Consider the following 20,334-nt stretch of genomic DNA (forward strand, 5'->3'; position numbering starts at 1 on the left):
TGCCCTCAGCGGGCCAGCCCCCGCGCGCGCACCAAGCCCGCCGCCTCGGAATGCGGAAACCGCCGCAGCACCTCCCCGTAAACTTTGGCCGCGCCCTGACGGTCGCCCATACGGCTCAAGCTCATGCCGGTTTTGAGCAGGGCGTCGGCATTTTTGTGGTGTCGGGGCCAACCAGCCTCCACCTTACGAAACTGTTCCAGGGCTTCGGCGTAGCGGCCCTGGGCGTACAGCCCCTCCCCGATCCAGTAGACGGCGTTGGGGGCATAACGGCCCTGCGGGTAGGACTGCAAAAAAGCCTGAAAGCGTGCAATGCTCTCGGCGCTTTTGCCGGACATGGCCAGGCGCAGCGCGGCCTTGTAGGCGGCGTCTTCCCCCTGGGGCGCGGCCTGTCCGGCCGCGGCGGCAGGGGACGGTGCGGCAGGCGAAGGCGGCACGGCGGATGTCGCCGGAGCCCGCCCGGCGCGCTGGTCGTGGGCGGCCAACCGAGGACTGCCCGCCGTGGATGCGGTTTCGGCCGCGCCTTCCAGAGGCGGCAGCCCCAGACCGGCGGGTTCCGGCGGCAAGGAAAGTTCCGTGCGCGGCAGAGCGGGCACGGGTACGGCAGGGTTGCCCCCCGCACCAGCGGCCGCCCGGCTTACAGCGCCCGCGCCGACGGCGGTCGCGCCGCCCTGGACCGGGTTGCCGGCAACAGACGCCTGCGGCAGAGGTTGTGACGGCAGGCTTTCGGGCGGCAGACCAAGAACGCCCGGCGTTGTTCCGGAGTTTGCCGGGAGCGCGTCCGTCGCAGGTGCGGCGGGCCTGACGGGTGCGCGGGAAGCGGCGGCAGACGCCCCCGCGGGGGGCTGCGGCGCCGTCGTGTCCGCCTTTTGCGCGGGGAAAGGACGGGGCGGGGCGGCAGGATCAATGCGCACCCCTTGCGGCCCGGAGGCTGGCGGCGTTTTGCCGGCTGAAGCAGACGCGGACGCCGCCCCCCCGGCAGACCTGACCACAGGGACCGCTGCGGACGGCGCGGCAGGCGCGGCCGTTACCGCCGGGGAGGCCTGGGGCGTCACGGCCTGGGCAGACTGCGGGGCTGGCGGCGTTGCGGCGGCGGACAGCGACTGCGCCGACTGGGGGGGCAGGATGGGCACCACACGGTAGCCGGTTTTGCGGCCGCCCGCCGTGCGGACTTCATACACCCTGTTGTTGAGCCGGGCCGTCTGACTGTTCAGCGCGCCCACGCTCTGCTCCAGGGCTGTCAGCCGCCTGTCCATGGTCTGGAGGCGTTTTTCCTGCTCGTCCTGCGCCGCTGTACGCGCCTTTCCGGCGCAGCCGACCAAGGCAAGCAAGCCGACCAGGACCGCGGCCAAAGAAAAATATTTCATACCCGAAAGTCTCCGCAAAAAGTTGCGCCGCCCGCGTGACCACGCCAGTACGCCCGCCAGGCGGCCCCGTATGGCGCTTCCGCGCGCCCGGCCCTTGCGGCCAGGGCAATTTTCAGGCAAAAACAGGCGTGTCCCTTTTTTTGAACATAGCGCACCAGCACTGACCAACGCAAGACCGTAAGGAGGAGGCATGAGCATTTCCATCCCGGCGCGGGAACCTTCGGGCGGTGCCCGATGAACGTCTTTCAGGACATTCTGGCGGCGGGCGAAGTCTGGATGCAGGCCCTGCGCCAATTGCTGGCGGGGCATCCCCTGGTGCAGTCCGGCCTGGATGCCGTTGCCCTGGCGGCGGCCCTGACGGCCCTGGCGGCCTTTGCGGGCCTGGGTGTGATTTCCGGCACGGCGCGCCTGCTGGCGGTTACGCGGCGGCGCGCGTCCTATGAAAAATGCGCCCGGCAGCTGGCCCTGCTGGCCCTGGCGCTGGGCTGGCCCCTGCTGGTGGGCGGCCGCATCTGGCTTTTTTTTGCCCACGATTCCTACACGCCCGACTCCCTGCCCGCCTTTATGGCGGAAATGGCCTGGATTCTGCTGGGGCTGTCCGTACTGGTAAGCAGCCTCTACTTCTCGCTCTGGAAGTTTCTGCCCAAGCTGCCCGTGCTCCACGCGGCCCTGGGCATTATCAGCGGTCTGCAGGGTTGGTTCGCCCTGGCAGCCACCCTGGCGGCCGCACGCCTGCAGGCGGCTTTTGTGCGGCCCGACGCGGCCAGCCTTACCCTGGGCGATATTTTTCTGCCGGGCTGGTTCTCCCCCTTCTGGTGCGCCTTGTATGCCAGCCTGCCCCTGATCCTGGGCCTGGCCGGCGGGGCGGGCGCGCTTTGGCTCGCCCTGCGCCGCCGGCGCGATGACTTTGGCCGGGACCACTACAATGTCATGATCCCCTGGTGCGCCGTGTGGGCCCGCCACGCCTGGGCGCTGTTCTGGCTTTTCCTGCTTTTTGCCGCCGGACTGACCATACAGGCGCACCGGCAGACCGGGGCCTTCACCACCCTGGACGCCCTGTGGGAAAGCGGCCGTCTGCTGCTCTGGCTCGCGCCCGCGGCGCTCTGGACCGTGGTCAGCCGCAGCGCCGCGCCCCTGCGCCACAAGCCCACGCTGATCCTGGCCCTGCTGCTGGCCATGACCTGCCTGCCCTTCTACTTTTTTACGGGCATCACCGCCATCACTCTGGTCCGGCCCTGATCCGGAAACGTCGGGCCCCCGGCCGAAGGGATAGGGAAGCGCCGCGCCCACGGCATTGACAGCCCCCTGCCCCGCGCCTACAGTGACCACGGTTACGGTAGCCGGGTTTTGCCCGGCTTGAAAAGGGAATCCCGTGCAAAACGGGAGCGGACCCGCCGCCGTAAGGCCCGTATACCGCGCTTCTTCATGTGCCACTGGCAACGGGAAGGCCGAAGCGCGGGGGCCAAGCCGGAAGACCTGCCGTAGCCCGGACCGTGCCGTACGTCACGGCCCGGTGGGCGGCGCAGGCCGCCGCGGCAACGGGTTTTTGCCGGCAGGAAAGAGGAAATACGGGCCTCTTCCCTCTGCGTGCGCGCGGACGGAAGAGGCTTTTTTTATGACCGCACGGGCGGCCTTCAGAGCAGCGCCATGACCGCACGGCACACATCCTCCGTACCTTCCGCCAAACACCGCCTCCGCTGGACGGCCTTTGCCCTCCTGACGGGCCTCTGGCTTTGTTCCCTGCCCTTGGCCTGCCTGCCGGGGCCCGCCCCCTATGCGGCGCGGGAAGTGCTGTCCGCCTTGGCGGGCGCGCTGGGGCTCGGCCCCTTGCCCCCCGACAGCGCCCTCAACCTGGTGGTGGGCGACATCCGCCTGGCGCGGGTGGTGCTGGCAGCCCTCTGCGGCGGGGCTCTGGCTGTGGCCGGCGTGGCCCTGCAGGGAGTGTTGCGCAATCCCCTGGCCGACCCCTTTACCCTGGGGGTTTCCGCCGGGGCGGCCTTCGGGGCCAGCCTGGCCATCGCCCTGGGCGGCCGACTGACGGATTTTTTCCCCGCCCTGGGGCCACACCCGGCGGCCCTGGTGGCTCCGGCGGCCTTGGCCGGCGCGCTTCTGGCCCTGGCCGGAGCGCTCTGGCTGGGACGTGGACGCGGGGGCTGGCGCAAAGAAAGCGTAGTGCTGGCGGGCATTGCCGTGGCCGCCTTTCTGGGCGCGCTGGTGGCCCTGGTCAAGGCCCTTAATGAGGAATCCGTCACCAGCATCGTCTTCTGGATTATGGGTTCCCTGCAAGGTCGGGGCTGGGACAGCCTGCCCTTGCTGCTCGCCACCCTGCTGCCGGGCCTGCTGGCCGTCGGCCTGGGCTGGAGGGCGCTGGACGTGCTGGCGCTCGGCGACGAGCAGGCCGCGCAGCTGGGTCTGGCCGTGGCCCGCGCGCGCTTCTGGCTTTTGGCCGGAGCCAGCTGCATGACGGCGGGCTGCGTGGCCGTGGCCGGAGTTATCGGTTTTGTGGGCCTGGTGGTGCCGCATGTGCTGCGGCTTTTGCTGGGCGGCGGGCACGGCCCGCTGCTGGTCGGAGCCTTTCTGGGCGGCGGCGTGCTGCTGGTCTGGGCCGACGTGCTGGCCCGCTGCGTGCTGGACGGCGGGCAGGAACTGCCCGTGGGCGTGGTCACGGCCCTGCTGGGCGGGCCCTTTTTCGCCCTGCTGGTGCGGGGGCGCTGATGTACGGCCCCACTGCCCCCGCGCGGGACGCCGCCGGAGACGCCCTGCGCCGTGACGCCCAGGACGCCCCCCTGCTGGCCGTGACGGATCTTGTGGCGGGCTACGGCCGCCGTCCTGTGCTGCAGGGCCTGACCTTTTGCCTGCGGGCCGGAGAATGCGCGGCCCTGCTGGGTCCCAACGGCAGCGGCAAGACCACGCTGCTGCGCGCGCTTTCAGGCGTGCTGGCCCCCTGGAGCGGGGAGGTGCGTCTGGCCGACCGGCCCCTGGCAAGCCTGCGGCCCCGGGAACGGGCCCGGCGGGTGGCCGTGGTGCCGCAGCGCGGCCCTTGCCCGGAGGATCTGACGGCACGGGAAATGGTCCTCCTGGGGCGCTACGCCCATCTTTCCCCCTGGGGCTGGTATGGCCCCGGGGACCACAGGGCTGCGGACTGCGCCCTGGCCGCCACGGACACGACAGGGCTGGCCCACCGCCGGCTGCATGAGCTTTCTGGCGGCGAACTGCAAAGGGTGCTGTTGGCCAGAGCCCTGGCGCAGGAAAGCCCTCTGCTGCTGCTGGACGAGCTGGCCGCCGGTCTGGACCTGGCCCGCATGACCGGACTGTTTGACTTGCTGGAACGCCGCCGCGCCGCCGGAGCCTGCGTGCTCATGGCCGTGCACGACTGCAACCTGGCCGCCCTGTACGCCACGCGGCTGCTGGGCCTGCGGGAAGGCCGCCTAGCCTTTGACGGCCCCGTGCGGCAGGTTTTTACCGAGGAGAACCTCAGTGCGCTGTACCAAACGCCCGTTACCGTGCTGCCCCACCCCCTGTGGGGCCTGCCCCAGGCCCTGTCCGCCCGCGCACGCGGGCCGTGGGCCGCGCCCCACGCCGCCGCCCCTGCTGCGGCCGCATCTGTTGACACTGCTCCTGCCGGCAGCGCTGCTGACGCTTCTGCTCTGCGCTCCCACCGGCCCGGCCCTGGCGGCGGACGCGACCCCCACGCCACAAACGTCCCCGGCAACAACACCCGCTTCGCCAAAAACTGAAGTCGGCACAACGGCCGCCGCGCCCATTGAGATTACGGACCACACGGGCCATGTGCTGCGCCTGGAGCATCCGGCCCGGCGCATCATCGCCCTGTACGGGGCGTACAACGAACTGCTGCTGGCCCTGGGCGCGGGCGACCGCATTGTGGCCCGCACCGCGGCCGACGCCGCCCTGCCGGAGCTGGCGGCCCTGCCGGCCATCGGCACACACATGCGCCCCAATGCCGAACTTGTTCTGACGCAGAAGCCGGATCTGGTGCTGCAGATGTCCGGGCGGGAAGAGGCGCAGGTCTTTACGGAAAACCTCCGCAGCCTGGGCCTGCCCGTGCTTACCTTTCAGATGGATTCCTTTGCAGACATGCTTGCGGTGACGCAGGCCCTGGGCCGCCTTACGGGCCTGGAAGACCGGGCCGCCGCCCTGGTGCGCGGCTGGCGGGCGCGGCTGGAGGCCTTGCGCCGGTCCACGGCCGGGCGTGCGCCGCTGCGGGTGTTCTACGAGGTGCGCTATCCCAACCTGCTGGGCGCGGGGCAAAAGGGCATTACCAACGAAATCATCGCCTGCGCGGGAGGCGAAAACGTCCTGCACGAGGCCAAAAAACTGGTCCGCTGCAATGAAGAAACCCTCATCGCGGCAGATCCGGACGTCTATCTTGTACAGCGCGGCCCCATGAATCCGGACCCGGAACCTCCGGCTCGTCGACCGCACTTCGCGGGCCTGCGCGCCGTGCGTGAAGGCCGGGTGCTGCTGGTGGACGAAGCCCGCTACGCCAGGCCCGGCCCCCGCGCCGTGGACGCGGCGGAAGAACTGGCGCACTGGCTGCACGCCGCCCCCCGGCCCTGAAGGCCGCAACATTTCTACCATACATGACGGAATATTACATGACCGGAACCCTTTACGGCCTGGGCGTGGGCCCCGGCGCACCGGATTTGCTAACCCTGCGGGCCGTTAACGTGCTGCGCAACGTGGACGTTATTCTGGCCGCGGCCTCGCCGCGCAACGACTATTCCGCCGCGCTGGAAACCGCCCGCCCCCATCTGCGGCCCGACGTGCGCCTGCTGCGGCTGGAATTTCCCATGACCCGCGACGCGGCCGCGTTGCGCACAGCCTGGGAAACCGCCGCCCGCACCACCAGAGACGTGCTGGAAAGCGGCGCGGACGCGGCCTTTCTGACCATCGGCGACCCCCTGGTTTACAGCACTTTCGGCTATCTGCTGCGCACCCTGCGGACGCTGGCCCCGCACCTGCCCGTGGAGATTGTGCCCGGCGTCACCTCCATCCAGGCCGCCGCCGCCCGCGCGCAAGTGGTGCTCTGCGAAAATGGCGAAACCCTGCGCCTCATCCCCGGCATCAACCGCCAGGACGACCTGACGGCGGCCCTCAAGGACGCGGACACGGCGGTGATCCTCAAGGCCTACCGCAACCTGCCAGCCATCCGCGAGGCCCTGCGCCGCACAGGCCGCCTGAAGGACTGTGTGCTGGCCAGCCTGGTGGAACGGCCGGGCGAACACATCCGCACCGGCCTGCCGGAAAATGACGCCACCCCGCCCTACATGTCCCTGATCCTGAGCCGCAAACCCACGGATGCAGAGGGCTGATGGCCCGGAGCAGCGCCCCGACTTTAGAGCAGTTAGCGAATGAAATGAGCTAACTGCTCTGCAAGGATTTTCTTGAAAATCCTTGCCACGAAATGCGAGAAGGCAGGTTTTTGCCTGCCGTAAGCGAGCATTTCAAGTGTTAAATGCTCTAAAGCGCTGCGGAACAGCGTCGGCAAGGGCGCAGCCTGAGGCATTACGGCCAGGGCATGCAACTTTGCAATGCCCTGGCCGTTGTGCAAACAGCCGCCCGCCGTGGAGGCCAAGCGCAGGTTATTTGCACGGGTAAGCGCCGGAACAGGCAGGTCGTAAACGTTGAAGATGCAGAGCCGCAAAAGTACGTTGCTCAGGGGGTAGGGACGCGATCTGCGCGCAGCCCTGCCCCCTGCGCGGGCGACGCAAGGCGCTGCCTTACGTCAACCTGCCAACACCCTTAAACTTTTCAACAAAATCGACGATTTTTTGAAAAACTCCCTGCTTTTTTTTCAGGTACTGCGGGTTTAGCGGGCTCATCCGTGGCAGAACGTCATTGAGTTCCGTACCGTTTTCACTGGCGAATTCCCGCTTCAGTGAGGCGCTGAGATAGCGCCTGGCTTCCTCCGCATTCAGATTTTCGCTACGGATAAGTTCTTGCGCCTCACGTTGCTGTTCCGCCCTGGCAAAGGTGAAGAAAGCCTCTATCACGCCGGCCTTGTCGCCAAGCTGGTCCAGGTCTGTCTGATTAATAAAATCGACCAGCAAGCTCTCCTTGGCGCGGTTGCCGAGGCTGGCGCGGATCAGGCGGCGCACGTCTTCCACCAGTGCGGTTTTGTCCTTAGTTTTTTTGTTGTTCTCAAAGATCAATTCAAGAATGTAGTCCAGATTGATTTCCTGCGATTTCAGCAAGTCCACTTCAAAGACCACGTCATCCCAGTCAATGGCCGATTTTTCTTTAGCAGCATCCGTTTGTTGCCGACGCTGCCATTCTCTGATGTCATTGTACGCCGAACGATAGTCCTGCAATTTACGTTCAGGCACCACTTTGACGGCCCGTAAGGCGTGCAACTGCGCATCACTTAAATAGTACTTTGCTTTAAATGCCTCCACAGCCGCCGCATTGTTCATATCAACGTATTGCAGGGCCTGCAGAACGGCAAATTCATCGTAGTTTTGCAGGATGTTTTCAACCCGCAGATACTCGCCGAACAGTTTGACAAAAGCCTTTTTGTCTGCCTCTTTTTCAATGGCGTCGGGGTGGGGAAAGTGCTGCTCCAATTCCCGCACCACAGCCACAAAACCACGTCGCGCCTCACCAGTGAGCGCATCGGTAAAGCCCTCCATATATTCCTTGTAGCTTTTTTCCAGCACCACATTTCTGGTGTTGCTGTCGCCGAACAGGGTGATGGCGTCAATGGTGGCCTGCTCCAGATTGCGGAAGGTGACGATATTGCCAAAGGTTTTGGTGGCGTCAAAAATGCGGTTGGTGCGCGAATAGGCTTGCAGCAGGCCGTGGTATCGCAGATTTTTGTCGACAAACAAAGTATTCAGCGTGGGGGCGTCAAAGCCGGTCAGAAACATGCCCACAACAATCAGCAAATCTACTTCCTGATTCTTCACCCGCAAGGCAAGGTCGCGGTAGTAGTTTTGGAAGGCATTGCTCTCCACACTGAAACTCGTTTTGAACAGCGCGTTATAGTCCGCAATGGCCGCACTCAAAAATTCTTTGGCGCTACTGTTCATGGCTGTAACGTCAAAACTTTCATCCGCAATATCACCAATGGCGTCCTGCGCTCCATTGGCTGCGAACGAAAAGATAGTGACCACCTTGAGCGGCTTGTCGCTGTCTTTTTGCAAAACTTTGAAGGAGTTATAATACAGCTTGGCGGCGTCCACGCTGCTTACGGCAAACAGGGCGTTAAAGCCCTTGGCGCCCGGCTGCAGCCGCCGGGTCTTTTGCCGGAAATTGTTCAGAATGTACTGGGTAATTTCACAAATGCGCTCGGGGTGCAGCAGGGCCTGCGCGGTTTCCGCCGCGCCAAGTTTTTTTTCATCCTGTTCGCATTCAATATTCTTGAAGCGCGGGCGCACATCGTTGTAGTCCACCTTGAACTTCAACACCTTTTCATCACGAATAGCGTCGGTGATGACATAAGAATGCAGCTCATGGCCAAAGACGCTGGCGGTGGTTGCCGCGCCCAAAGCATTTTGCGGGAAAATCGGCGTACCCGTAAAGCCAAACTGCATATAAAGTTTAAATTTCTTTTTCAGGTTCTTTTGCGCTTCACCAAACTGACTGCGGTGGCATTCGTCAAAAATGAACACCACCCGCTTGTTATAGACCGGCAGGTCCGCTTCGCATTTCATCAGTTTGTTCAGCTTTTGGATGGTGGTGACGATAATTTTATTGTCGTCTTTATCCAAATTGCGCTTGAGTCCGGCGGTGCTTTCCGAACCATTGACGCTGTCTGGCGAAAAGCGCTGGTATTCCCGCATGGTCTGATAATCAAGGTCCTTGCGGTCCACCACAAAAAAAACCTTGTCGATGAAGTCCAGCTCGGTCGCCAGGCGGGCCGCCTTGAAGCTGGTCAGGGTTTTGCCCGAGCCCGTGGTGTGCCAAATATAGCCGCCCCCCTCGGGTTTACGCCACTGCTTCATCTGGCAGGTGCTGTTGATTTTCCACAAAATGCGTTCTGTGGCCGCGATTTGGTAGGGGCGCATAACCAGCAGGGTGTTGTTCACGTCAAACACGGAATAGCGCAGCAGCACGCTGAGCAAGGTATTTTTTTGGAAAAAAGTGGCGGTAAAGTCCTTCAGGTCTTTGATCAGACTGTTGTCGGCCTTTGCCCAGTTCATGGTAAAGTCAAAGCTGTTTTTGTCGCGCCTGGTGGTATTGGCGAAGTAGCGGGTATCCGTGCCGTTGGAGATGACAAAGATCTGCAGATATTTGAACAGGGAATGCTCGCTGTTGAAGCTCTCCTTGCTGTAACGATGCACCTGATTGAAGGCCTCGCGGATGGCCACGCCGCGTTTTTTGAGCTCTACCTGCACCAGGGGCAGGCCGTTGACCAGGATGGTCACGTCATAACGGTTGGCGTGCGACCCGGTTTGTTCAAACTGGTTGATGACCTGTACCGAGTTGCGGGCAACGTTCTTTTTGTCAAAGAGGCAGATATTCTGGATGTGGCCGTCGTCAAAAACAAAGTCATAGATGTAATCGTCATGAACCTTGCGGGCTTTGTCCACAAGACCGTCGCCGGGCTTGTCCAGCCAGGTTTCCACAAAGCGTTCCCACTCGCCATCCGAAAATTGCACGGTGTTCAAGATTTGCAGCTGCGTGCGCACGTTGGCCAGCAGTTTTTCCGGCGAGTTGAAGCCCGCAGCGTACTCGTAGCCCTGATTTTGCAGATCCTGAACAAGCTCCCGCTCCAGGTCGCTTTCAGTCTGGTAGCTTTCAACAGCCTGCCAGTCGCTTACGTACGTATCGAGAACGATGAAGTTGTTGGATTCGGCTATGGCCTTGAAGTCGTGCATTGCAACCTCGTGGAGATTTGGCCTTTCGAGATGTGTTATCCTGCTGCCTTTTTTGACTTGGGAAAATTGAACAGCATGTCACGATAATATGCGTACTGCTTTTGGCGCAGCTCGATTTCGCGCGGCAGCCCTTCGCTGATGGAGTTGGTGAGGGCGTCGAATTTGTCCAGAATGGCGACGATACGGGCTTGATCGGGGAGTGATGGGAATGGCAAACGCATATTTTCAAAGGTTCCCATGTTGATATTGTCTTGCGCACTGCCAGTACTTTGTGATTGCAACTTATGTTTGAAAGAAGACAAAATATATTCAACATAACTCGAACTGGTTTGCTTCGTATCAGCAATAAATCCTATAACGCTGTCTGGAAAACACGCATCAAAACCAAGAATAGCAGTTTCTGCAATGTTTGCGGCTATTGTTATGCAAAGCGTACCTGTTGGCCATAATTTGCTTTGCTCCAATCCAAAATTGCTATATGTTTGTGTATACTTTGTAATAATATGCGGAGCATTTTTGATATCACCTGTTTGAATAAAAGGGATATTTCCACCATATAGTTTAGGATCGTTTCGTGGACGATGTCTTGATTTCCCACGCCCAAACTCAAGAGCCACCTCCCCCAACGTCTTCCACTCCACTTCTCCTTTTTCAAAACGCAGCAACCGGTCGCGGTAGTAGTTGTACTGCTTTTGGCGGGCGGCCAGCTCGGCGGTCAACTTGGCGGTCAACTCGGCAAAGGTGTCCAGAATACGAACTAGTTCAGACTGGATCGCAAGTGATTTTTGGGGGTTGTCTGGGCAGGGGATGGGAATTTTTTTATTGGAAAAACTGCCTATCCATTGCCGTTTGTGGTCTTTGTCAAGTAATTCGCAGGGGATTGTATTGAGCCAATAGTAGACATATTTAAGCAAAACTTTGCTGTCATCCTTTGATGTAATCATCTTCATGGCAGAAGATTTTGCTTTGAAGTCAAAGTCAACCCATTTGTTCGCAGTCGTAAAATCATCAAATATTATTACTGGTCTTTCAGATGCTTTATAGATGCCACTTTTTTCATCAGTGTAGCCGAGAATAAACGTCTTCCCTGCGGTAAGCACTGGAGTTTTAAAATTATCATGATAAATTTTTGAATTTACTAGGTACTTAGTCGGTTGCTCATATTGCGTAACTTCCCCCAGCGGCTTCCACTCCACCTCTGCTCCATCCAGCAGATTTTCTAAAAAATTCGCACCAACCATACTACAGTTCCTCGATCTTGAAGGTGCTATAGCCTTCATAGTGATAGCTCACGTCAATCCCCTTCATGAACAAGGCGCGGTCATCAATCTGGTCGGTGAGGGCATGTTTCAATAGGTGCTTAATTTCAATGTCTTTCACCACGCTGCGCTGCATGGCGGACAGGTATTCTTCTTTATCGACCCGATTCCAATCCACCACCTGTTTGATTTCTTTTTTAAGCATCAGGTCAAGCCAGATCCGGGTGGCGCGGCCATTACCTTCGCGAAATGGATGGGCAATATTCATCTCAACATATTTTTCGATAATTTCGTCAAAATTACTGTGCGGCATGTTGTCGATATGCTGTAGCGCGGCATCCAGATATATCAGCGGCGCAAAACGGAAATTACCTTTGGCGATATTCACCTTACGAACTTTGCCCGCGAACGCATAGATATCCTTAAACAGCCGGACATGAATAAAGGCAAGTCCTGCAAACGTACCAACTTCAATGGCATCAATCTCGCCAGAGTCGAACAGTTTTCTGGCGTTCTGCTTGCTTATTCTTTCTTCAGCTTTTGCCAGTTCAACCTGATTGGTAATGCCGAGCCTGTTTTCCAGAATCATGCCTCATCCCCTTCCGGTCTGCGTTCCCTCAATTTCCGCCACAATGGCGTCAATCTCCGCCCGCAGTTGGTCAATCCGGACGACGGTAGTTTTCAGTTCGGCGTTGAGCTTTGCAATATCCACCACTTCGCGATTGTCCTTGGCTTGCACATAGCTGCTGACAGACAGGTTATAGTCGTGATCCTTGTCTGCAACAACTTCATACGGCACGGATTGGGCAAAGTGCTCCACATCCTCTTTGCTGTCAAAAACCTGCATGATCTGCGCAATATGCGCATCCAGCAGCACGTTGTGGTTCGTTTCTTTTTTGAACAGGCCGCCGGCGTCAATGAACTGGATTTTGGTGTTCCTCTTGTGCTTGGAAAGCACCAGAATATTTACGGCAATGGTGGTGCCGTAAAACAAATTGGGGGCCAGGGCGATGACGGTTTCCACATAGTTGTTGTCTACCAGATACTTGCGGATTTTCCGCTCGGCCCCGCCGCGGTAAAAAATGCCGGGAAAGCAGACAATGGCGGCCCGGCCCTTGCCGGAAAGGTAGCTGAGGGCGTGCAGCACAAAGGCAAAGTCGGCCTTGGACTTGGGGGCCAGCACCCCGGCCGGGGCAAAGCGTTCGTCGTTGATAAGGGTGGGGTCGTCCGCGCTTATCCACTTCACTGAATAGGGCGGGTTGGAAACAATGGCGTCAAAGGGCTTTGCATCACCAAAATGCGGCGTGGTCAGGGTGTCGCCCAGCTGAATGTTGAATTTGTCATAGTTGATGTTGTGCAGAAACATGTTCATCCGCGCCAGGTTGTAAGTGGTGTGGTTGATCTCCTGGCCGAAAAAACCGTCTTCAATAATGTGTTCGTCAAACTGCTTTTTGGCCTGCAACAACAAAGAACCGGAACCGCAGGCCGGGTCATAGATCTTATTGATGGCGGTTTGTTTGTGCATGGCGAGCTGCGCGATGAGCCTTGACACATGCTGCGGAGTAAAAAATTCGCCGCCGGATTTACCGGCGTTGGCGGCGTAGTTGGAGATCAGAAATTCATAGGCGTCGCCGAACAGGTCAATGCGGTTGTCTGCAAAATCGCCAAAATCCAAACCGGCTACGCCGCCCAACACGGCGGCCAGGCGCGCGTTCTTTTCCTTGACCGTGGAGCCAAGGCGGTTGCTGGTGGTGTCAAAATCAGCAAACAGCCCCTTGATATCCTGCTCCGAAGGATAGCCGAGGGCGGAGCCTTCAATGGCGGCAAAGATGGCGGCCAGATCGGTGTTCAGGCTCTCATTGGTCTTGGCGTCGGCGACCACATTGGCAAACAACTGGCTGGGATAGATGAAGTAGCCCTTGGATTTGACGGCATCGTCCTTGATTTCCGGAGTGATGATAGCGTCGTCCAGCGTGGCGTAGTTGACGCTTGCGTCGCCAGCTTCCATGTAGCCGATAAAATGCTCGCTGATAAAGCGGTAAAACAAAGCCCCAAGCACATATTGCTTGAAGTCCCAGCCGTCCACAGCGCCACGGACATCATTGGCTATTTTCCAGATTTGGCGTTGCAGGGCATCGCGTTGTTGGGAGCTGGTCATATGCTGCAGTCCATCCTGCTGTATCCGTTTTGCGGCGTTTTTTGTCATCCGCAATCGTGACGTAATGAAGTTGAAGGCGCTAAGGCCCAAGAGCCTGTCAGCCCCGCAAGCCTGAGGCAACCTGGCACTGGCGCGCAGCAGCCCCGAAAGTGCAGCCCCGGCGACTGCGGGCCTGCAGCTGCTGACCGCGCGACCGCCGCCAAGGAACCGGGCCGCACGAGTATAGCGACTAACCCGCGGCAACTCAACGCCGTATGCAGTGCAGCCCTGCCCCATGTGCGGGCGGCGCGCTGCCACAAAAAACCTGCCCGGTTTTGGACGGGCCTATTTTTTTGGAAAAGCGTGCCAAATGTTACAGACGTCCCCTTGCCCCTGCGTATAGCCTGCAAGAAAAGTTATACGGAGGTGGTGATTATGGAACTCTCCAAGGACACAAAAATCTTTGCCCTGACGGAAAAATATCCCTTTCTGGTCGATGCCCTGGCGGACCACAACAGCGCTTTTGCCAAGCTGAAAAATCCCCTGCTGCGCCAGACCCTGGGGCGCGTCGCCTCAGTGGAAAAAGCCGCGGGCCTGGGCAATGAAAGCGTGCTTGCGCTCCTGCTTTTTATCGCGGGCGCCATCATGGCCGCCACCGGCCAGGCCGTGACTCTTGTCCCCCCCGCCGGAGCAGCGGACACAGCGCCCACCACCGGCCTCTCGCGGGAAGAACGCCTGGAAAAACTCAAAGAAATCATCGGGGATCTGCACAACGGCGTCGCCTTTGCCGACGTGCAGGCAAAATTCAACGCCACGGTGGGCGACATTGCCCCGGAGGAAATCGCCACCCTGGAGCAGACCTTGGTCCGGGAAGGCCTGCCGGAATCGGAAATCAAGCGCATGTGCCATCTGCACGCCGCCCTGTTCCACGGGGCGCTGGAAAAGCGGCCGCCCCTTCCCGTGCGGCCGGGGCACCCCCTGCATACCTATATGGAAGAAAATCTGCGGGCCAAAAAGCTGCTGGTCGAAATCCGCGAGGCGGCCGCCCAGGCCGAAGGCACATCGGGCGACGCCGCCTGGCCCTTTGTGCATGGCCGTCTGGTCTTTTTGCTGCAGCAGCTGGAGGACATCAAAACGCACTATATCCGCAAGGAAAATCAGCTCTTTCCCCTGCTGGAACAGCACGGCCTGAGCGCGCCGGGCAAGGTAATGTGGGCAGTGCACGACGATATCCGCAGCGCCTTCCGCACCACCATGGCCCTGCTGGCCCAAAAGGAACGCGCCTCAAGTCTTGCCGCCCTGGCCGGCCTGCTCGCTGAAATTGAAGAAATGTTCCGCAAGGAAGAAAACATCCTCTTCCCCATGACCCTCGAACTGCTCACCGCCGAAGACTGGAACCGCTGCCGCCTGGGCGACGACGAAGTGGGCTACGCCTTTGGCGTAACCCCCGGCACGGAGTGGACCGCCGGCCCTGTCCGCAGCCCTGCGCCCGCCGGGGCAACGGCTTTGCTGTCGCTTTCCACCGGGCAGCTCGCCCCGGAGGTGGTCAACGCCATACTCCGCAATCTGCCCGTGGACATCAGTTTTGTGGGCCCGGACGACAGGGTGGCCTACTATTCCGACGGCGAAAGCCGCATCTTCCCCCGCAGCGCCGCCGTCATCGGCCGGGAGGTCAAAAACTGCCACCCGCCCAAATCCGTACACATGGTCACGGAAATTCTGGAAGCCTTTAAAAGCGGAAAGCGGGACAAGGCCGAATTCTGGCTGGAACTGGGCGGCAGGTTTATCCACATCCAGTACCTGGCCCTCCGGGACGCCCACGGCAAGTACCTGGGCTGCCTTGAAGTGGGCCAGGACGCAACCCGCCTGCGCGCCCTCACCGGCCAGCGCCGCCTGCTTGAATGGGAATGACCTGCACGGCCCGCCCCGCCGGACAAACTCTGCCCCCTGTTGCCGCCGGCAGCAGGGGGCTTTGTGCAAGGGGCCGCGCGCCGTAATTGCGCGTTGCCCGCGCCCGACGCGGTAACCTGGCCCACTGTGCCCCCCTGACTGGCGGTAGGGTCCGCCCGAACCAGGGCTGCGGCGGGCACATTTTTTGTAAAAAATAAAAACATATAATTCCGCTCTGTTGCAGGCCCCCTCAAGCCCCGCAAGCCGGGATTCGGCTTGCTTTTTGGATGCAGCGGGTATAAAATTATAGATATCAAACTATTATCCATAGCTTGCCGGCAACCCCGCCAAGCGGGCTGGGTCTTTGCCGCCCTCGCGGGCCGGCGGCATGGCACGCACCTGATGCTGGAGTGTTCTATGAAAGAAATACGCCAAAAGGCCAAGGAACTGATGCGGGGGGCCTGTCGACTGTGCCCCGTTTGCGACGGGCGAGCCTGTGCGGGCGAGGTGCCCGGTATGGGCGGGCTGGGCAGCGCCGCCGCCTTCAAGGACAACGTCAAGGCCCTGGCGGAAACAGCCCTGAACATGCGCCTCATCCATGAAGCCGACGCGCCGGACACCTCCTGTACCGGCCTGGGGCTGCACCTGGCCATGCCGGTGGTGGCCGCGCCCATAGGCGGCATGTTCAACTTCAATGACGCCGTTACGGAAGAAGACTACGTGACGGCCGTGGTGCAAGGCTGCAAAGAGGCCGGCGTCATCGGCTGTACCGGCGACGGCGTCCCCCCGGTCATTACCCAGTCCGCCTTTGCCGCCATCAGCGCGGCCAATGGCCACGGCATTCCCTTCATCAAACCCTGGGAAAGCGCGGAACTCGACGCAAAACTTGAGCGCTGCTACGCCACCGGCTGTAAAATCGTGGGCATGGATATCGACGCCGCCGGGCTGATTACCCTGCGCAAGATGGGGCACCCCGTGGGGCCCAAATCCCTCAAGGAACTGACCGCCATTGTTGCCAAAATCCATCAGGCCGGATGCAAATTCATCCTTAAGGGCATCATGACCGTGGCCGACGCCAGGGCGGCTGTGGCGGCCGGGGCGGACTGCATTGTGGTTTCCAACCACGGCGGCCGGGTCATGGAATACGCGCCGGGTACGGCACGGGTGCTGCCCGCCATTGCCGCGGCCGTCAAGGGGCAGATAACCGTCATGGTGGACGGCGGCGTGCGCAGCGGGGCCGACGTGTTCAAGATGCTGGCCCTGGGGGCCGACCTGGTCGGCATCGGCCGCCCCATTGTCTGGGCCGCCATCGGCGGCGGCGCGGCCGGCGTGAGCAAATACCTGACCCAGCTCAAAGGCGAACTGGTGCAGACTATGGTCCTCACGGGCTGCCAGGACATTGCCGCCATCACTGGGGACGCCCTGTTCGCGCAACATTGACGGACTGCACGAAAAAACTGACGCATCCCGGAAAAGCGGAACCGTGCAACGCTTCCTGCTTCCCTGCGTAAGAGCCCGCCCGGCGGTACGGTTTGGCCCTGCCAAGCCCCCCCGGGACGGGCTCTTGCTGTTGTGCCGCCGCAAAAATCTTCGCCAGTCTCGCCCGCCTGATAAAAACCGTTGCCCTCTCCCCATCTAGAGTATTTAACACTTGAAATGCTCGCTTACGGCAGGCAAAAGCCTGCCTTCTCGCATTTCGTGGCAAGGATTTTCAAGAAAATCCTTGCAGAGCAATTAACGCATTTCATTCGTAAACTGCTCTATCCGCAGATACGCCACCTGTTCGTCCCCCAAGGGCAAAGGCAGACGGTTTTTTTCTGTCTGCACGGCTTCCTGAAAACCGCGCGGCCACGCTACTTTTTGATTTTATCGCATAATATATATTGACATATAAAAAAATTTATATAAAAATCTTAATCACAAATTTATATAAATAATACCACTGCATTGGAGAAATATCCATGAACCCAGCGGAGCGCAAGCCAACCACCGGGAACCTCTTTACACATGTGTATGAGCAGCCTCGCCCGCAACGGGTGGGGGTATTCAGGGCAAGTCTTCTTTTGTGGGCTTGTTTTTTTTGTACCTGTAGTCTGTTCCTCCCCACACAAGCCCTGGCCGACAACGAGCGCTACAAGGCCATTCCCCTGGCTGCCGGTGGCTATGTCTTTATTCTGGATACGCAGGAAGGACACGCCTGGACCTGGAGCAACGCCGGTCCGGGGCAGGCTTCGCCTTCCGGCAGCAATCCGCGCATCGTCTATCAAGGCAATGTACGTCGCAATATGACGCCCCCCAAGGGCGCTCCCAATGTGCCGGCCCCCACGCCGACACAGCAGCAGGAACGTTTCTGAGGCCACGGTGGGGCTGCGGCGCCGCGCCTCCCCAACGCGCCGCACCCCGCCAACCTTATACAACCGCACACGACAAAGGCCTGTGTCTGTGACAACCGGAGGTTCTTTATGAAGCGCATACTTGTTCTGTTTGTGGCGGCCATACTCTACACCACCCCTGCCTTTGCCGCCGGCGCCGCGCACAACGCCACTCAAGGAGGCGGCAGCAAGGGGGGCGAACAAAGCAAAGTTGTCAATGTGACCACGGTTAAAAATGCCGCCGTTATTGCCAGCGGCAAAAACTCCGAGGCCAATATCGGCAACGTCACCAACGAAGGTGGCAAACAAAGCGACGTGGTCAATGTGACCACCCTCAAAAATGCCGCCGTCATTGCCAACGACGGCGGCAAAACAAACATTGGCAACGTTACGAACAAGTAGCTGCAACGGATTCCATCAGCTGCACATATTGCGCTGATGGAATCCATTACAGGAGGCCGCGATGCGCACTACGAATAACGTATTATTTACAATAATATTTATTTACATATTTTCAACAGCCTGTGCAACAGAATCGTTGTCTTCTGAAATAGTTGTATCTGGAAAAGATGTAAAAATAAAAACAGACGATGGTGAAGTAATAGACACATCAAAATTGCCTGAATCCTCTGATATAGAAATAGATAATAATACTGTTTCCATTGGCGATGTAAAAAATAATGGCAAAGATAATAAAAATATAAATAAAAAAACAAGTATTGAAAATGTAATTATAGTCAAAGATGGAAAAACCACCTCCATAAAAAAGCTCGAAACTGGAAACATGCGTCACGGCACGGAGAAAAAATGAAATATATCACTATATTATTATTTGTCGTGGTGCAAACGGTCTTTCCCCTTGCCGCCAACGCGGAAGAAGACATCTTCGCGGACTACAATAAAGATATGAGCAAGCCTGCGGATGCCAATGTGGTTGGCGTGTACGACGCCTGGGGGAACAACATGGCCCACCGCATCAAGAACGGCTACAGCGAAGGCGTGGTCATTGACGGCGCAGGCGATTACGCCGATGGCAAGGTCCATGTCGACGGGATGGGAAATGTAGTCATTGACAAGAATGCCAACGTAGGCCCTGTTATAAACCAGACCGATCTGAATAATTCAACAGTAATAATACAACAAAAAAAGCGGTTCTGAAATGCCTGTGAAACATGTTCTGCATCGACTTTTTTTGGCAGTGCTCTGCACTGCGGCCGCCTGCGTTTTGCCAGGCTGCAAAGCCGCCGTCCCCAACCTGCCCCCCATGCAGGCCAACGCTCCGGTGCATACCAGCTATTCGGGCGCGCTGGCCGACCTCAATACAGTGCTGGAAGTCTACCTTCCGCCGGACTACCCGGATACCTTTTTCTTTGTGAAGCCCATCGTAGACGCCACAGGCCTTTCACAGACCGGAGAAATCCCGCTGGACATTACGGCGCTGGTTCGCGACGCCGTGGCCCAAGTTTATTACAAGGTGCGCTATGTGGAGCAATACGATCAGACAGATATTGTGCAGATTCAGGCAGAGCTGCTCAAGTTGCAGACCAGCAAGCTGCAGGGCCTGGCCGTCAAGCCGGCCCAGCGCCCGGCCGTGGATTTTACCATTGCCGGCCGTATTTCTCAGTTTGACCGCAACCTGGAGTCGCAGTCCGACAAGGCCCGGGCCATGGCCAATTTTGGCGAAGGCCTTTCCCGTACGGATATAAACGCTTCGGCCGAAGCCTCCTCCCGCCTTTCCCGCCTGAGCGTTTCCTTCAGCGTTTTCAACCCCAACGGTATTGCCCTGCCGGGAAAGTTCGGCGCCAGTATGGAAGTCCGGTACGCCAAAAACGGCATGGACTTCGGCTTTGCCATCTTCGGCAACGGGCTGGGCTTCGGCTCCGAAGCCACGGCCATGCACGGCCGTCACCTCGCCCTGCAGATGATGACGGAATTCAGCGTGGTGCAGATTATCGGCAGAGCCCTGAACGTCCCTTACTGGCGCGTGGGCGCGACGCAAAACATCTTTACGCCAGACAGACTTGTAACCTCTGAATGGCAACGACAGTACGCCAGCATGGGGCCTTTGCTCATCCCCTTCATGCAGTCGCAGTGCATTGCCTGCGGGGACAGCTCCGTCATGGTAACCGGACAGATGGACGCCCAGACCCAGGCCGCTCTGGACCGCTTTGCCGACAAATTCGGCGTTAAAAACCGCAGTTATCCCAACTATGAAATGTTTAAGGCCTTGGAAATGCACCGGCTTCTTGACCGCGGCGCGGCCTCTGCCGCCTGGGCGGCCTACGGCGCGTACAAGGGCGGCTCCCGCCCTGTGGCCATGCCGCAAGCGGCCAGGCCCGCTGCTCCGCCCGCTGCTCCGCGTCCGGAACCCCGCAGCGCGCCGTCCTCCCCCGCAAATGGCGGCCCAGCCGCCACGCCCACCGCACAGCCAGACGTCGCCAAGCCGCTGGAAGGCTTGCTGTAAGGCAGGGA

At 59.6% G+C, this 20,334-nt stretch carries 18 protein-coding genes and 1 riboswitch; of the genes, 12 read left to right on the top strand and 6 right to left on the bottom strand.

The features are described from left to right. Positions 1 to 5: 5 nt before the first annotated feature. The gene (gene ybgF, locus EB812_RS08245; RefSeq protein WP_130958061.1) at positions 6 to 1,364 is read right to left on the bottom strand and encodes a tol-pal system protein YbgF; all 1,359 of its coding nucleotides are present in this window, start codon (positions 1,362 to 1,364) and stop codon (positions 6 to 8) included. Positions 1,365 to 1,598: 234 nt separating this feature from the next. On the opposite strand from ybgF, the gene EB812_RS08250 reads away from it, so the two are divergent. From EB812_RS08250 to cobI, 5 genes are all read left to right on the top strand, one after another. Continuing rightward, positions 1,599 to 2,603 (top strand): hypothetical protein, encoded by a 1,005-nt coding sequence (locus EB812_RS08250; protein WP_242621253.1) that lies wholly within the window; start codon positions 1,599 to 1,601, stop codon positions 2,601 to 2,603. A gap of 78 nt (positions 2,604 to 2,681) precedes the next feature. Beyond that, positions 2,682 to 2,862, top strand: a riboswitch (cobalamin riboswitch). A gap of 149 nt (positions 2,863 to 3,011) precedes the next feature. Then, positions 3,012 to 4,079, top strand: a complete 1,068-nt coding sequence (locus tag EB812_RS08255) for a FecCD family ABC transporter permease (RefSeq protein WP_118230108.1) — start codon at positions 3,012 to 3,014, stop codon at positions 4,077 to 4,079. Continuing rightward, positions 4,079 to 5,101: an ABC transporter ATP-binding protein gene (locus EB812_RS08260; protein WP_130958062.1), complete on the top strand. Its 1,023-nt coding sequence runs from the start codon at positions 4,079 to 4,081 to the stop codon at positions 5,099 to 5,101. The genes EB812_RS08255 and EB812_RS08260 overlap by 1 nt, the downstream gene beginning before the upstream one ends. 52 nt (positions 5,102 to 5,153) lie before the next feature. Next, the gene (locus EB812_RS08265) at positions 5,154 to 5,942 is read left to right on the top strand and encodes an ABC transporter substrate-binding protein (protein ID WP_242621246.1); all 789 of its coding nucleotides are present in this window, start codon (positions 5,154 to 5,156) and stop codon (positions 5,940 to 5,942) included. A 38-nt stretch (positions 5,943 to 5,980) separates the two neighbouring features. Beyond that, positions 5,981 to 6,697: a precorrin-2 C(20)-methyltransferase gene (gene cobI / locus EB812_RS08270; protein ID WP_118230092.1), complete on the top strand. Its 717-nt coding sequence runs from the start codon at positions 5,981 to 5,983 to the stop codon at positions 6,695 to 6,697. Positions 6,698 to 6,729: 32 nt separating this feature from the next. Here cobI and EB812_RS08275 read toward each other — a convergent pair whose 3' ends face one another. From EB812_RS08275 to EB812_RS08295, 5 genes are all read right to left on the bottom strand, one after another. Continuing rightward, positions 6,730 to 7,029, bottom strand: a complete 300-nt coding sequence (locus tag EB812_RS08275) for a hypothetical protein (RefSeq protein ID WP_130958063.1) — start codon at positions 7,027 to 7,029, stop codon at positions 6,730 to 6,732. 76 nt (positions 7,030 to 7,105) lie between these two features. Next, entirely contained in the window at positions 7,106 to 10,204 is a 3,099-nt protein-coding gene (locus EB812_RS08280) for a type I restriction endonuclease subunit R (protein ID WP_130958064.1), read from the bottom strand. Between the two features lie 35 nt (positions 10,205 to 10,239). Continuing rightward, positions 10,240 to 11,445 (bottom strand): restriction endonuclease subunit S, encoded by a 1,206-nt coding sequence (locus EB812_RS08285; RefSeq protein WP_130958065.1) that lies wholly within the window; start codon positions 11,443 to 11,445, stop codon positions 10,240 to 10,242. 1 nt (position 11,446) lies between these two features. After that, positions 11,447 to 12,052: a protein adenylyltransferase Fic gene (gene fic, locus EB812_RS08290; RefSeq protein ID WP_130958066.1), complete on the bottom strand. Its 606-nt coding sequence runs from the start codon at positions 12,050 to 12,052 to the stop codon at positions 11,447 to 11,449. A gap of 3 nt (positions 12,053 to 12,055) precedes the next feature. Further along, positions 12,056 to 13,621: a type I restriction-modification system subunit M gene (locus EB812_RS08295; protein WP_130958067.1), complete on the bottom strand. Its 1,566-nt coding sequence runs from the start codon at positions 13,619 to 13,621 to the stop codon at positions 12,056 to 12,058. Between the two features lie 414 nt (positions 13,622 to 14,035). Between EB812_RS08295 and EB812_RS08300 the strand changes: the two genes are divergently transcribed. The 7 genes from EB812_RS08300 (at position 14,036) to EB812_RS08330 (ending at position 20,326) form a co-directional block, all read left to right on the top strand. Further along, the gene (locus EB812_RS08300) at positions 14,036 to 15,511 is read left to right on the top strand and encodes a DUF438 domain-containing protein (protein WP_130958068.1); all 1,476 of its coding nucleotides are present in this window, start codon (positions 14,036 to 14,038) and stop codon (positions 15,509 to 15,511) included. A gap of 396 nt (positions 15,512 to 15,907) precedes the next feature. Beyond that, entirely contained in the window at positions 15,908 to 16,930 is a 1,023-nt protein-coding gene (locus tag EB812_RS08305) for an alpha-hydroxy-acid oxidizing protein (protein ID WP_130958069.1), read from the top strand. A 623-nt stretch (positions 16,931 to 17,553) separates the two neighbouring features. Then, a complete protein-coding gene (locus EB812_RS08310) occupies positions 17,554 to 17,844 on the top strand; it encodes a hypothetical protein (RefSeq protein WP_118230084.1) in 291 nt (96 codons plus the stop codon). A 108-nt stretch (positions 17,845 to 17,952) separates the two neighbouring features. After that, positions 17,953 to 18,264, top strand: coding sequence for a hypothetical protein (locus tag EB812_RS08315; RefSeq protein WP_130958070.1), 312 nt, complete (start codon positions 17,953 to 17,955; stop codon positions 18,262 to 18,264). Positions 18,265 to 18,325: 61 nt separating this feature from the next. Then, positions 18,326 to 18,673: a hypothetical protein gene (locus tag EB812_RS08320; protein WP_130958071.1), complete on the top strand. Its 348-nt coding sequence runs from the start codon at positions 18,326 to 18,328 to the stop codon at positions 18,671 to 18,673. Next, entirely contained in the window at positions 18,670 to 19,020 is a 351-nt protein-coding gene (locus EB812_RS08325; RefSeq protein WP_118230081.1) for a hypothetical protein, read from the top strand. The genes EB812_RS08320 and EB812_RS08325 overlap by 4 nt, the downstream gene beginning before the upstream one ends. Positions 19,021 to 19,027: 7 nt before the next feature. Next, positions 19,028 to 20,326 carry a hypothetical protein gene (locus EB812_RS08330; protein WP_130958072.1) on the top strand — a complete coding sequence of 433 codons (1,299 nt, stop codon included), beginning with the start codon at positions 19,028 to 19,030 and terminating at the stop codon, positions 20,324 to 20,326. The last annotated feature ends 8 nt before the right edge of the window (positions 20,327 to 20,334 follow it).

Source organism: Desulfovibrio legallii (genome assembly GCF_004309735.1).
Lineage (GTDB): Bacteria > Desulfobacterota > Desulfovibrionia > Desulfovibrionales > Desulfovibrionaceae > Desulfovibrio > Desulfovibrio legallii.

Coding starts and splice junctions, on each gene's coding strand:
- ybgF (WP_130958061.1), bottom strand. CDS start 1,364: ATGAAATATTTTTCTTTGGCCGCGGTCCTGGTCGGCTTGCTTGCCTTG.
- EB812_RS08250 (WP_242621253.1), top strand. CDS start 1,599: ATGAACGTCTTTCAGGACATTCTGGCGGCGGGCGAAGTCTGGATGCAG.
- EB812_RS08255 (WP_118230108.1), top strand. CDS start 3,012: ATGACCGCACGGCACACATCCTCCGTACCTTCCGCCAAACACCGCCTC.
- EB812_RS08260 (WP_130958062.1), top strand. CDS start 4,079: ATGTACGGCCCCACTGCCCCCGCGCGGGACGCCGCCGGAGACGCCCTG.
- cobI (WP_118230092.1), top strand. CDS start 5,981: ATGACCGGAACCCTTTACGGCCTGGGCGTGGGCCCCGGCGCACCGGAT.
- EB812_RS08280 (WP_130958064.1), bottom strand. CDS start 10,204: ATGCACGACTTCAAGGCCATAGCCGAATCCAACAACTTCATCGTTCTC.
- EB812_RS08285 (WP_130958065.1), bottom strand. CDS start 11,445: ATGGTTGGTGCGAATTTTTTAGAAAATCTGCTGGATGGAGCAGAGGTG.
- fic (WP_130958066.1), bottom strand. CDS start 12,052: ATGATTCTGGAAAACAGGCTCGGCATTACCAATCAGGTTGAACTGGCA.
- EB812_RS08295 (WP_130958067.1), bottom strand. CDS start 13,621: ATGACCAGCTCCCAACAACGCGATGCCCTGCAACGCCAAATCTGGAAA.
- EB812_RS08300 (WP_130958068.1), top strand. CDS start 14,036: ATGGAACTCTCCAAGGACACAAAAATCTTTGCCCTGACGGAAAAATAT.
- EB812_RS08305 (WP_130958069.1), top strand. CDS start 15,908: ATGAAAGAAATACGCCAAAAGGCCAAGGAACTGATGCGGGGGGCCTGT.
- EB812_RS08315 (WP_130958070.1), top strand. CDS start 17,953: ATGAAGCGCATACTTGTTCTGTTTGTGGCGGCCATACTCTACACCACC.
- EB812_RS08320 (WP_130958071.1), top strand. CDS start 18,326: ATGCGCACTACGAATAACGTATTATTTACAATAATATTTATTTACATA.
- EB812_RS08325 (WP_118230081.1), top strand. CDS start 18,670: ATGAAATATATCACTATATTATTATTTGTCGTGGTGCAAACGGTCTTT.